Below are 12040 nucleotides of genomic sequence, written 5' to 3'. Positions count from 1 at the left end.
CGGAGACAAATGATGGCAGTGGTCCTGATCACCGGCGCCGCCAGCGGCCTCGGCTGGGAGCTGGCGCGCGCCAGCCACGCACGCGGCGACACCCTGCTGCTGACTGACCTGGACGCCAGCGGCCTGGCCGTACGGGTCGCCGAACTGGGCGACGAGCGAGTCCTCGGCATAGCGGGCGACATCACGGACGGTGGCGTCCATAGGCAACTCGTCGAAGCGTGCCACCTGCGCTTCGGCCGCCTCGACCTGTTGATCAACAACGCTGGCATCACCCACCGCTCACCCACCCTACGCACCGAGCCGCAGGTGCTGCGCCGGGTGATGGCGGTGGACTACCACGCGCCGCTGGAACTGACCCTGGCCACCCTGCCACTGCTGCGCGAAAGCGGTGGCCAGGTGGTTGCCATCGGCTCGATGGCGGGCTGGATGCCGGTGCTCGGACGCGCGGGTTACTGCGCCGCCAAGAGCGCCCTGACCCAGGCCTTCGAAGTGCTGCGCGCGGAAATCGCCCGTGACGGCGTGGGCCTGCTGATGGTCTATCCGAGCTTTCTCGATACCCCCATCGAGCGCAACGCCCTCGGCGGCGACGGACGCCCGGCACAGCACGCGCGCTCGACCATCGGCAAGGTACGCCGCGCCGACTGGATGGCTGGCGAAATCCTCAAGGCCGTCGACCGCCGCGGCCAGAGGCTGTTCCCTGATCGCGGCAGTTGGCTCGCCAGCCTGTTGTGGCGGTTGGCACCGGCCTTCTACCACCGGCAGATGAGCCGACGCTTCGCCGGGGACCTGGGGTGATGGAAACCGCCTGGCTGGCATTGGGTGGGTTCATTCTCCTGGCCTACACACTGGAAGCCGTCACCGGCTTCGGCAGCACCATCGTCGCCCTGTCGCTGGGCGCCCTGCTGCTGCCGATCCATGATCTGCTGCCGGTGCTGGTACCGCTGAACATCCTCATGAGCGGCTTTCTCGCCTGGCGCCATCGACATCTGGTGCAGTGGCGCCTGCTGCTGGGGACCGTCCTGCCCGGCATGCTCATCGGCACGCTGGTCGGCTATGGCCTGCGGCCCTGGCTGGAAGACGGCGCGATGAAACTGGGTTTTGGCGTGCTGATCCTCTGGTTCGCCTTGCGCGAACTGCTGCGCAGCCGGCCACGGGGCCATACGCCTGGCTGGATGACCCGGCTGCAAACCGGCGCAGCGGGCATCAGCCATGGCCTGTTCGCCTCGGGCGGGCCGCTACTGGTGCATGCCCTGGCCGGCACCGAGCTGGACAAGACGCGGCTGCGCGCCACGCTGCTGTGCGTCTGGTTCGGCCTGAACAGCCTGCTCACCCTGGCGTTCCTGCTGGACGGCAGCCTGGCCCCGGCGCTGCCCCGAGTCGCAACCTATGCGCCGTTGCTCATCCTCGGCGTGGTGGCCGGGGAGTATCTGCACAAACGCCTGGCCGAAAGGCATTTCCGCACCGCCATCCACCTGCTGCTCTGCCTCTGCGGCGCGTTGCTCTGCTACCGCGCCTAGCGCTGCTTTCGGGCCTTTCGGTTACCATGGCTCATCTACCGCAAGCAGCCGTATCGAGACCCTGATGAGCAGCCAAGAATGGAGCCCTGAAAGCTGGAGGGACAAACCCATCCAGCAACAGCCCGAGTACCCGGACGCCGCCAAGCTGGCGCATGTCGAGCAGACGCTGGCAAGCTACCCGCCGCTGGTGTTCGCTGGCGAAGCGCGCGAGCTGCGCCGGCAGTTCGCCGAGGTCACCGAAGGCCGCGCCTTCCTGCTCCAGGGCGGCGATTGTGCGGAAAGTTTCGCCGAGTTCTCCGCCGCGAAGATCCGCGACACCTTCAAGGTGCTGCTGCAAATGGCCATCGTCATGACCTTCGCCGCCGGTTGCCCGGTGGTGAAGGTGGGCCGCATGGCTGGCCAGTTCGCCAAGCCGCGCTCCTCCGGCAACGAAACCCAGGGCGACATCACCCTACCCGCCTACCGGGGCGACATCGTCAACGGCATCGGCTTCGACGCCGCCAGCCGCATACCGGACCCGGAACGCCTGCTGCAGGCCTACCACCAGGCCACCGCCACCCTCAACCTGCTGCGCGCCTTCGCCCAGGGCGGTTTCGCCGACGTGCACCAGGTGCATCAGTGGAACCTCGACTTCATCGCCAACTCGGCACTGACCGAAAAGTACAGCCAACTGGCGGGTCGCATCGACGAGTCCCTGGCGTTCATGCGTGCCTGCGGCCTGGACAGCGCGCCGCAACTGCGCGAAGCCAGCTTCTTTACCGCCCACGAAGCCCTGCTGCTGAACTACGAACAAGCCTTTGTGCGCCGCGACAGCCTCACCGGCAGCTGGTACGACTGCTCCGCGCACATGCTCTGGATCGGCGACCGCACCCGCCAGTTGGATGGGGCCCATGTGGAGTTCCTGCGTGGCGTCGGCAACCCCATCGGGGTCAAGGTCGGACCGAGCATGGACAGCGAGGAGCTGATCCGCCTGATCGACATCCTCAACCCGGACAACGACCCCGGCCGCCTCAACCTGATCGTGCGCATGGGCGCAGAAAAGGTCGGCGAGCACCTGCCGCGCCTGATCCGCACCGTCGAACGTGAAGGCCGCAAAGTGCTGTGGAGCTCCGACCCGATGCACGGCAACACCATCAAGGCCTCCAGCGGCTACAAGACCCGCGACTTCGCCAGCATCCTCGGCGAGGTGAAGCAGTTCTTCGATGTGCACCAGGCCGAAGGCAGCCACGCCGGCGGCATCCACATCGAAATGACCGGGCAGAACGTCACCGAATGCATCGGCGGTGCCCGCCCCATCACCGAAGACGGCCTCTCCGACCGCTACCACACCCACTGCGACCCGCGCCTGAACGCCGACCAGTCCCTGGAACTGGCCTTCCTGATCGCCGAGACGCTGAAGCAGATACGCCGCTAGGACTGCGCTTTTCCTGTTGGGGGCCAATTCATTCGCCCCCAACAGGAAAGAGATCACGCCAGGCGCGCCTGCAGCCGCATCGTTCCCGGCCGGCGGCAAGTCACTGCCACCTCGCCGAGCCCCAGCCACCTCGCCATTTCCTGCAGATTGTCTGCCAATGCCTGCATGCCGGCCTCACTGAGGCCGTGTTCTTCCTCGTGCAGGGCATGCACCGCCAGGCGGTCCTGGGCGCGCTCGGCGCGCAGGTCGACACGCGCGGCCAGGCGCTCGTCATGCAGGAACGGCAACACGTAATAGCCATATTGGCGCTTGTGCTGCGGTGTGTAGATTTCCAGGCGGTAGCGGAAGTCGAACAGGCGCTCGGTACGCGCCCGCTCCCAGATCAGCGAATCGAAGGGCGACAGCAGCGTGCTGGCCCTGACCTTGCGAGGCACCTTGGGTTCACCCAGGCAGTAGGCGGGCTGCTTCCAGCCATCGACCCGGGCCTGATGCAGCTCGCCCTCCTCCACCAGTTCGGCCAGCCGAGCCTGGCTGTCGCTGGTCTCCAGACGGTAGTAGTCGCGCAGGTCACGCTCGGTGGCCACGCCGAGCGCCTGGGCGGCACGCAGCAGTAACTGGCGCTGGGCATCGGCTTCAGGCATTTCCGGCCGGTTCAGGATGTCGGCGGGAATCACTCGCTCCGGCAAGTCGTAGAGGCGCTCGAAACCTCGACGCCCGGCAACTGTCACTTCTCCGGCAGCGAACAGCCATTCCATTGCGTGCTTTTCCGCGCTCCAGTCCCACCAGGGCCCGGCGCGCTCCTCACGGGTACTCAGCGCACCGGCGCCCAACGCACCTTGCTCACGCACCGCCTGCAGCACTCGCTGGATCACCTCCTGTTGCTCGAAGCCAAAGCGCGCCAGTTGCTGATAGATGCCCTGCCCCCTGGCCGCCCGGCGCATGCGCCAACGCATCAGCGGATAGAGCTCCAGCGGCAACAGCGAGGCCTCATGGCCCCAGTACTCGAACAACGCCCGACGCCGGGGCTTGCCCCAGGCCAGGTCGTCCAGCAGCTCACGGTCATAGTGTCCCAGGCGGGAAAAGGCTGGCAGGTAATGAGAGCGCACCAAGGCGTTCACCGAGTCGATCTGCACCACCCCAAGCGCGTCCAGTTGTGCCCGCAGTTGCCCATGACGAATGGCGCCGCGTGGCGCACGAGCGAACCCCTGTGCCGCCAGGGCCAGGCGACGGGCTTCGGGAAGGGAAAGGCTCAGGGTCATAGGGCTCCGTGCCGGTAGGGGAACAACGCTTCACAGTAGCATCAGCCTGCCTGGCTTTCGCGCTCCAACTCGAAGGGAGCAAAGGGTACGGACTGATCCGGGGCGAGGAAGGTCTGACGGAAGGTGAAGGCTTCCGGCGTGGGGCCAGCGTCACGCAACTGCGCCAGGCGTTGAGCGGCCTCGTGGACATCGGGTCTATGCCCCTTTGGCACCCACCAGAGCACCTGATGCGCGCTGGAAACCCGCTCGAACCACTCCTTGCGCCGGCGCAGCATCTCGACATGAGCGGAGCGGTAGACGAAATCAGTAAGGCTGGCCACATCGCGCCAAACCGAGAGATTGACCAGCACCTCAGGACCGAAGGGCCGGATTGCAGTGGCATCGCCCTCCTCGTCCTGCATCCGCCAGACGAAGCCCGGCGCACGGTCGGCCAGGGCGTTTACCGGTTCCAGGTTGGCGACGAAATCAGCCATGACCGGAGAATCCAGAGGCGCCTTCATCGTGGCGATGTTCAATTGGGCGAGTTCGTGGGTATTCGACATGGGTTTGTTCCGTTGAGTCCATCCGTATAGATTGCGGCCCGCCCTGCGCTTCACCGGTGGCGGGCCGCCTCTGTGTTTCACTTCTTCAGTGGGTCTTCCCAGAAGTGACGCTCGCTTTCTTCCATCACATCGGCGCGGGACAGCCCGATGTCCTTGAGCATGTCGTCGCTCATCCGTGATAGCTGTTCACGCTCATATGCCAGTTGCTCCCAGCGTCTGACCTTATGCCAGGCAGCGGCGAGCCAGCTTTCCCGATGAGGCTCGAAACGAGCATGTTGCGACGTACCGATAAAGCCGTGTTGACCTTTCATCTTGGTGCCCTCCCAGTGGGGATGGCGCCAGTTTCCACTCGGGCCTATGATCAATCCAACGAATGTTTCTTATGCCTTGCATCTCAGGATTTGATGAATGAACTACCCTGCCATCGATACCGAATTGCTGCGTACCTTCGTCGCCATCGCCGATTACGGCGGCTTCACCCGCGCAGCGGAAATGGTCAACCGTACCCAGTCGGCCGTGAGCATGCAGATGAAGCGGCTGGAAGAAGATGTACTGCAACGCACGGTGTTCGAGCGCGATGGCCGCCAGGTCAGGCTCACTGCCGAAGGGCAGATCCTGCTGGGTTACGCGCGGCGCATCCTCAAGCTCCACGGCGAGGTGATGAACACCCTGCGTCAGCCGCATATGGTGGGTTCGGTGCGCATCGGCACACCGGATGACTACGTGATGCGCTTCCTGCCGGGCATCCTTTCGCGCTTCGCCCAGGCCTATCCGCTGGTGCAGGTGGAAGTGCATTGCGAGTCCACCTCCCAGTTGCTACAGCGCCAGGACCTTGACCTTTCCATCGTCACCCGCAAGCCCGGGGACGATATCGGTGAATTCCTGCGCCAGGAACGTTTCGTCTGGGCCGAGGCCATCGGCTTCAGCCCTCATGAGCAGACGCCCCTGCCCCTGGCCATGTTCAACAGCGACTGCTTTTGCCGCGCCTGGGCCTGCAACGCCCTCGACGCCATGGGCCGTGAATACCGTGTCGCCTACACCAGCCCGAGCCTGTCGGCCCTCATGGCGGTAGTCAGTGCCGGCCTGGCCGTGACCGCGCAACTGCAAAGCCTGATTCCCCCCGAGATGCGCATTCTCGGCGAAGCGGAAGGCCTGCCCCAACTACCCCTGTGCAACATCATGCTGCTGCGCAACGAGCGCCATCAGTCGCCGGTGACCGAGACCCTGGCCGAACACATCATCGAAGGCTTCCGAATCTGACGCCAAAGGTGCCGTCAGTGCCGATGGAATCCCCGAAGCGGATTTCCATCGGTCAAGACTCAGCTCAACGCAAGCATCCCTGCACACAACAGCAGGAAAGCGCAGAACAGCGAACGCAGTACCCGCTCCGGCAAAGCATGGGCCAGGCGCACGCCCCAACTGATGCTGAGCAGGCCGCCCATCGCCAGCGGCAAACCCATGGCCCAGTTCACGTGATCGTGCAGGCCGTAGGTGACCAGGGTCACCGCAGTGCTGGGCGCAGCCAGCGCCAGGGAAAGCCCTTGGGCCACTACCTGGCTGGTGCCAAATACACTGGTCAGAACCGGCGTGGCGATCACCGCGCCCCCCACCCCGAACAGGCCACCGGCCGCACCCGCTACGCCGCCCAGCAACCCCAGCCAGGGCCAAGGCTGGCGCAACTCTGCGCTCGCCTGAGTCTTGGCCATGAACATCCGCGCAAAGTTGTAGGCCGCCAAGGCCAGCAGGAAACCAACGAAGGCCAAGCGCATGCGCTCGGCGTCTACCCCCACTGCGAACAGCGAAGCCAACCAGGCGAAACCAACGCTGGTCGCCGCCAGCAGCATGGCGTAGCGAGGATCGATGCGGTTGCGCTGGTGATAGCGCCATAACGCCAGCAACACGTTGGGCACCACCATCACCAGGGCCGTGCCCTGGGCGAGTTGCTGGTCGAGGCCGAAGAGTACGCCCAGGGCGGGAATGGCGATCAGCCCGCCGCCGATGCCGAAAAGCCCACCCAGGGTACCGAGCAGCGCGCCCAGCACGATATTCAAAGCAAAAGCCCAGAGATCCATGGCGCCTCCCTATCAGATGGAAGCGGATGCTACGCCCGCGTCGTTGCCACGGAAACGCACAGCGACGCACAATGGCTTTGCGTAATTCGCATAGGCAATCCGAATGAACCCCGACGCCCTCACCGAACAGCTGGCCCTTTTCCTGGACGTGCTGGAGACCGGCAGCTTTTCCGCCGCAGCCCGGCGCCACCCGCTCACGCCCTCGGCCGTGGCACGGCGCATCGACGCCCTGGAGCGTGCCTTGGGCAGCAGTCTTTTCGTGCGTAGCACCCATGCGGTGAAGGCCACTCCGGCCGGCCTGGCCTTTGCCGAACGAGCAAAGCGGGTGTTGGCAGAACTACGCCTGGCTCGCGCCGAGGCGGTGTCCCTGAGCAGCGTACCCGAGGGCTTGATTCGCATCGATGCGCCCGCCCCGTTCGGCCGCCGCCACCTGGCGCCAGCCATTGCCGAATTTCTCACCGCCTATCCCGGGCTCGACGTGCAGTTGCGGCTGATCGACAGCTTCATCGACATGCAGGGCGAAAACCTCGGCCAGGTGGACCTGGTGCTGCGCATCGGCCCCCTTGCCGATAGCCGCCGGGTGGCCACACCGCTGGCGCCCTTGGTGCGGATACTCTGCGCCAGCCCGGAATACCTGCGGCGGCACGGCATTCCCCGTGACCCGCGCGAACTACCTGAGCATGACGACCTCGACTGGGATGCCCTGGCACCGCCCTATGCCTGGCGCTTCGAGGTAGATGGCAAGTTGCAGCATATCCGTCCGGGACGCATGCGCTTGGCCGCGAACAACGCCGAAGCGCTGCTCTTCAGCGCCGCGGCGGGGCTCGGTATCGCCCACTTGCCGACCTGGCTGATCAGCGAACATCTGGTGCGCGGAGAACTGGTACCGCTGTTCTGCGAAAACGGCCTGCCGGCGCCGGAGCCCAGCGGCATCTACGCCTTGCGCCTGGAAGGAGAAGCCAGCTCGAGAAGCCGATTGATGCTGGAATTCCTGAAGAATCGCTTCGGCCCGGTACCGCCCTGGGACCTCGCCCTGGGCGGCCTGGGCTGGGCCTGATCAGCGTGGCAATTGCACCACGCGGGTGGCTGCCAGCCGATCATGCAGGCAGCGACGGTCTGCGCGGAAAATGAACAGGTAATCCACCAGCACCAGAAACATGCCGACGATCGGGACATACGCGAGCAACCACCAGACCAGGTAACGCTTGAGCAACAGGCTGCCCAGTTCCGGCACCTGGCCATTGAGGTCGACGATGGCAATCTTCAGCAGCCGCTTGCCGAGGGTCTGGCCGTAGGTCTTGAGAAAGTGGCCGTTGACCAACAGGAAGACTGCCACGCCAACCACCAGGCTCAGCAGTTGTTGGCCCAGACTCGGCTCGATGCCTTGCTGGGCGGCCGCGAAGGTCCCGGAGAAGTACGCCACAGGTACGGTCACCACGCTCATGATCAGACCATCGATCAACGCGGCACCCAAGCGCGTCCAGCGCGAGGCGAGCAAGGGCTCGGCGACACTGCTGACCGTGAGTTCCGCCTGAGGCACCTGATAGGGATTTTGCAGGTTGTCCATGATGCAGTCCTTGCAGAGATTGACCGGGAAATTGTGGCGCCTGATGAAGGCATTGCAAGGACGCACGGTCAGCGATGGAAAGAATGAATTTTGCCCACGAAAGGCTTGCGCGCTAAATTGGTCGCCATCACCGTCTCTGGAGACCCGCCATGTCTACGCCTCCCTGCAAGGAACTGCTGCTCGACAACCAGCTCTGCTTCGCCCTCTATTCCACCTCCCTGATGATGACCAAGGTGTACAAACCCCTGCTCCAGGAGCTGGGCCTGACCTATCCACAGTACCTCGCCATGATGGTGCTCTGGGAAGGCGACGGCATCACCGTGGGAGAAATCAGCAATCGCCTGCTCACCGATCCCGGCTCCCTGACCCCGCTGCTCAAGCGCCTGGAAGCCGAAGGGCTGATCACCCGCACGCGCAGCAGCAAGGATGAACGCGTAGTCGAGTTGCGCCTCACCGAACAGGGTCGAGCCCTGCAAGAGAAAGCCAAGACTGTACCCGCCTGTATCATCGCCGCTTCCGAACGCTCCACCGAGCAGTTGGGTAGCCTCAAGGACGAACTGGTGTCGCTGCGCAGCAGTCTGGGAAAGGCCGTCTAACGGCCTTATTCCTGAATCTTCAGGTCACTATTCCAAAATTCTCCAACAAATATCTTGCGCGCTAACTAAATCGCGTTTAATTTCCACCTCACGCACTTACTTAGCGCGCAAACTTTTAGACATCAAAGCAAACGACAGATAGAGGAACCCACCATGAAATCGATAAGCACCCTCGTTGCCGGCAGCCTGCTCGCCCTCTCCGTCAGCCATGCCTTCGCTGCCGGCAGCCCGGGCGTGGAACGCAACACCCAGGCCTTCCTCGAAGCCCTGGCGGCAGGTGGCGGCCAGCCCCTGGAAACCTTGGCACCCAAGGATGCGCGTGCGGTACTGGTGGGCGCGCAGGCCAGCGTGAAACTGGAACTGCCGAAGGTCGATGTCAGCCAGAAGACCATCGAAGCCGATGGCCAGAAGATCGACCTCACCATCGTCCGCCCAGCCGGCGCTAAAGGCACCCTGCCGGTGTTCATGTTCTTCCACGGCGGTGGCTGGGTGCTGGGGGATTACCCGACCCACGAACGCCTGATCCGTGACCTGGTGGCCAACTCCGGCGCCGTGGCGGTTTATGTGAACTACACGCCCTCCCCCGAAGCCAAGTACCCGACCGCGATCAACCAGGCTTACGCCGCCACCAAGTGGGTGGCAGAGCACGGCAAGGAAATCGGTGTGGATGGCAACCGTCTGGCGGTGGCCGGCAACAGCGTGGGCGGCAACATGGCCGCAGTCGTCAGCCTGATGGCCAAGGATAAGGGCACGCCGAAGATCCGCTTCCAGGCCCTGCTGTGGCCAGTCACGGACGCAAGCTTCAACAACGCATCCTACAACCAGTTCGAGAACGGCCACTTCCTCACCCGCAACATGATGAAGTGGTTCTGGGACAGCTACACCACCGACCCGCGCCAGCGCGCCGAGATCTACGCCTCGCCGCTGCAGGCCTCGACCGAGCAACTGAAAGGCCTGCCGCCGGCCCTGGTACAGACCGCGGAGTTCGATGTACTGCGTGATGAAGGCGAAGCCTACGCCCGCAAGCTGGACGCCGCTGGCGTGGAAGTCACTTCCGTGCGCTACAACGGCATGATCCACGACTTCGGCCTGCTCAACGTGCTGGCCAAGGTCCCAGGCACCCGCGCCGCGATGCAGCAAGCCGGCGAGGCGATCAAGGAACACCTGAAGTAAGAACTGGCAGCAGAAACGAAAAAGCCCGCTTTCGCGGGCTTTTTCCTGTCTCGCTAAAAGGCTCAGGCCTTGACGCGGGACTTGTACTCGCCAGTGCGGGTATCGATTTCGATGGAATCACCGATTTCGCAGAAGGCGGATACTTGCAGCTCGGCACCGTTGTTCAGGCGAGCGGTCTTCATGACCTTGCCGGAAGTGTCGCCACGGACGGACGGCTCGGTGTAGGCGATCTGGCGAACGATGGTGGTCGGCAGTTCGACGGAGATCACGCGATCGTTGTAGAACACGGCTTCGCAGACGTCGGTCATACCGTCTTCGATGAAGGTCAGCACGCCTTCCAGGTCGGCCTTTTCGATCTCGTACTGGTTGAACTCGGGGTCCATGAACACGTACAGCGGGTCCGCGAAGTAGGAGTAGGTCACTTCCTTGCGTTCGAGGATGACCGGCTCCAGCTTGTCGTCGGCCTTGAATACGGTCTCGGTGCCAGCGCCGGTCAGCAGGTTCTTCAGCTTCATCTTGACGACTGCGCTGTTACGGCCGGATTTGTTGAACTCGGCCTTTTGGATGACCCAGGGAGCGCCATTGATGTTGGCGACTTGGCCGGCGCGGAACTCTTGAGCGGTTTTCATACGAATATCCGATGTGGATGAGTGACAAAAAACAGGCCGCGTATCATAGCGAATTTGTACAAAACTGCACCAGACCCGTCGCGAGATCAGTGCGCGCGGCCTGTTGGACGCACCAGCGCTCGGCATGCTGCGCGATCTCCGGCCAGTGCGTCGACAGCGTGTTCCAGGCCTCGCCCATGCCTTCGCCTCGGTTCCAGGCGCGCCAGGCTTCGGTCAGCGCGGTAGCCGCGGCCGGCGACAAGCCCTGGCAATAGAGGCCGAGAAACGCCTCCAGTTTGTCCCAATGGGCATTCTCGTCCTGCTTGTAGATATGCCAGATCAGCGGACGCGCGGCCCATTGGGCACGGACAAAGGAATCCTCGCCGCGCACCGCATTGAGATCGCAGCACCAGAGAATCCGGTCGTAATCGTCCTGGCTGACGAAAGGCAGGACCTGGATCACCAGTTGGCCCCGACGGAAACGGCTGCCCGCGCTCACCCTATCCTCCCCCAGCCAACGAGCCAGGTCCGCCAGCACCCGACCAACGGGCACCAGCAATTGCACCGGTCGAGGGCTTGCCGCCAACGCGTCCATCCACCCGGCCAGACTGGCGTTCTCGTAGGCAAAGAGTGAAATCAGCAGTGCGTCCTCTTCCAGTTCCACGCCCAGCGTTTCGAGGAAAGCCCGGCGCGCCTGCGGGTCAGCCTGGAAGGCCTGGCGGTGCTCCATCAGGGCAGCCTCCCGCAGCAAGCCCCCGGTGCCATCGAAAAATCCAGGGAAATAGAAGACCTTCTGCAATCCGTTGGGCTGGAAAGACGGCAGCCCGTGGCAACCGGCCACCCAGTCTTCGGCGCTGAGGTACTCCAGATTCAGCCAACGGGGCGCATTCGCCCTGGCGGCCATTGCTTCCAGGTAGGGCTCAGGCAGCTGGCACGCGAAGGCTTCGATCACCACATCCGCTGGCTCCGCCGGTTGCCAGTCGCGCTGCCAGTGGCGAATTTCCACGCCCTGCTGCCACTGGCTTTCCGCCTCGGGATCGGCCTGGGGACAGAGCGGCGCGAAAACCGCCGGCTCATCCACCCAGAGGCGCACCACTTGGCCATGCTCGGCCACCAATTGGCGCGCCAGGCGCCAGGTCACGCCGATATCGCCAAAGTTGTCGACGACGTTGCAGAAAATGTCCCACTTCACGATGCGGCTTCCAGCAGAAAACCGCAGTTTAACCAAGACACCGGGCGCACAAACAAAATGCCCGCCATAAAGGCGGGCCAAGGGAGCATGGTGCCGAAAA

General features: G+C 63.9%; 14 protein-coding genes. 7 read left to right on the top strand and 7 right to left on the bottom strand.

Features of this window, described 5'->3' with window-relative positions:
- The first annotated feature begins 12 nt into the window (after positions 1–12).
- The 3 genes from G559_RS0105400 to G559_RS0105390 all read left to right on the top strand — a co-directional run bounded on the left by G559_RS0105400 (position 13) and on the right by G559_RS0105390 (position 2931).
- The gene (locus tag G559_RS0105400) at positions 13–795 is read left to right on the top strand and encodes an SDR family NAD(P)-dependent oxidoreductase (RefSeq protein ID WP_028627266.1); all 783 of its coding nucleotides are present in this window, start codon (positions 13–15) and stop codon (positions 793–795) included.
- Positions 795–1517, top strand: a complete 723-nt coding sequence (locus tag G559_RS0105395; protein WP_028627265.1) for a sulfite exporter TauE/SafE family protein — start codon at positions 795–797, stop codon at positions 1515–1517. The genes G559_RS0105400 and G559_RS0105395 overlap by 1 nt, the downstream gene beginning before the upstream one ends.
- 64 nt (positions 1518–1581) lie before the next feature.
- Complete coding sequence (locus G559_RS0105390) at positions 1582–2931, top strand: class II 3-deoxy-7-phosphoheptulonate synthase (protein WP_028627264.1); 1350 nt, start codon at positions 1582–1584, stop codon at positions 2929–2931.
- 53 nt (positions 2932–2984) lie between these two features.
- Here G559_RS0105390 and G559_RS0105385 read toward each other — a convergent pair whose 3' ends face one another.
- From G559_RS0105385 to G559_RS0105375, 3 genes are all read right to left on the bottom strand, one after another.
- On the bottom strand, positions 2985–4190 hold the full coding sequence (locus tag G559_RS0105385; protein WP_028627263.1) for a winged helix-turn-helix domain-containing protein: 1206 nt from the start codon (positions 4188–4190) through the stop codon (positions 2985–2987).
- Positions 4191–4231: 41 nt separating this feature from the next.
- Positions 4232–4732: a DUF3291 domain-containing protein gene (locus tag G559_RS0105380; RefSeq protein ID WP_028627262.1), complete on the bottom strand. Its 501-nt coding sequence runs from the start codon at positions 4730–4732 to the stop codon at positions 4232–4234.
- 77 nt (positions 4733–4809) lie between these two features.
- On the bottom strand, positions 4810–5043 hold the full coding sequence (locus G559_RS0105375; protein ID WP_028627261.1) for a DUF1127 domain-containing protein: 234 nt from the start codon (positions 5041–5043) through the stop codon (positions 4810–4812).
- Between the two features lie 97 nt (positions 5044–5140).
- On the opposite strand from G559_RS0105375, the gene G559_RS0105370 reads away from it, so the two are divergent.
- Positions 5141–5992 (top strand): LysR substrate-binding domain-containing protein, encoded by an 852-nt coding sequence (locus G559_RS0105370; RefSeq protein WP_028627260.1) that lies wholly within the window; start codon positions 5141–5143, stop codon positions 5990–5992.
- 59 nt (positions 5993–6051) lie between these two features.
- Here the strand turns inward: G559_RS0105370 and G559_RS0105365 are convergent, their stop codons facing one another.
- A complete protein-coding gene (locus G559_RS0105365; RefSeq protein ID WP_028627259.1) occupies positions 6052–6804 on the bottom strand; it encodes a sulfite exporter TauE/SafE family protein in 753 nt (250 codons plus the stop codon).
- A gap of 103 nt (positions 6805–6907) precedes the next feature.
- Between G559_RS0105365 and G559_RS0105360 the strand changes: the two genes are divergently transcribed.
- Positions 6908–7861 carry a LysR family transcriptional regulator gene (locus G559_RS0105360; protein ID WP_028627258.1) on the top strand — a complete coding sequence of 318 codons (954 nt, stop codon included), beginning with the start codon at positions 6908–6910 and terminating at the stop codon, positions 7859–7861.
- Here the strand turns inward: G559_RS0105360 and G559_RS0105355 are convergent, their stop codons facing one another.
- Complete coding sequence (locus tag G559_RS0105355) at positions 7862–8371, bottom strand: RDD family protein (protein WP_028627257.1); 510 nt, start codon at positions 8369–8371, stop codon at positions 7862–7864.
- Positions 8372–8520: 149 nt separating this feature from the next.
- Here G559_RS0105355 and G559_RS0105350 point away from each other — a divergent pair, with 149 nt between their 5' ends.
- Both G559_RS0105350 and G559_RS0105345 read left to right on the top strand, forming a co-directional pair.
- A complete protein-coding gene (locus tag G559_RS0105350; RefSeq protein ID WP_028627256.1) occupies positions 8521–8967 on the top strand; it encodes a MarR family winged helix-turn-helix transcriptional regulator in 447 nt (148 codons plus the stop codon).
- Positions 8968–9120: 153 nt separating this feature from the next.
- Positions 9121–10140: an alpha/beta hydrolase gene (locus G559_RS0105345; protein WP_028627255.1), complete on the top strand. Its 1020-nt coding sequence runs from the start codon at positions 9121–9123 to the stop codon at positions 10138–10140.
- Positions 10141–10202: 62 nt separating this feature from the next.
- Here G559_RS0105345 and efp read toward each other — a convergent pair whose 3' ends face one another.
- Positions 10203–10769 carry an elongation factor P gene (gene efp / locus G559_RS0105340; protein WP_028627254.1) on the bottom strand — a complete coding sequence of 189 codons (567 nt, stop codon included), beginning with the start codon at positions 10767–10769 and terminating at the stop codon, positions 10203–10205.
- A gap of 43 nt (positions 10770–10812) precedes the next feature.
- Positions 10813–11940: an elongation factor P maturation arginine rhamnosyltransferase EarP gene (gene earP, locus G559_RS0105335; protein WP_028627253.1), complete on the bottom strand. Its 1128-nt coding sequence runs from the start codon at positions 11938–11940 to the stop codon at positions 10813–10815.
- Positions 11941–12040: the final 100 nt, after the last annotated feature.

It is taken from the genome of Metapseudomonas resinovorans DSM 21078, from assembly GCF_000423545.1.
Lineage (GTDB): Bacteria > Pseudomonadota > Gammaproteobacteria > Pseudomonadales > Pseudomonadaceae > Metapseudomonas > Metapseudomonas resinovorans.
This window is presented reverse-complemented; position numbering and strand designations above follow the sequence as displayed.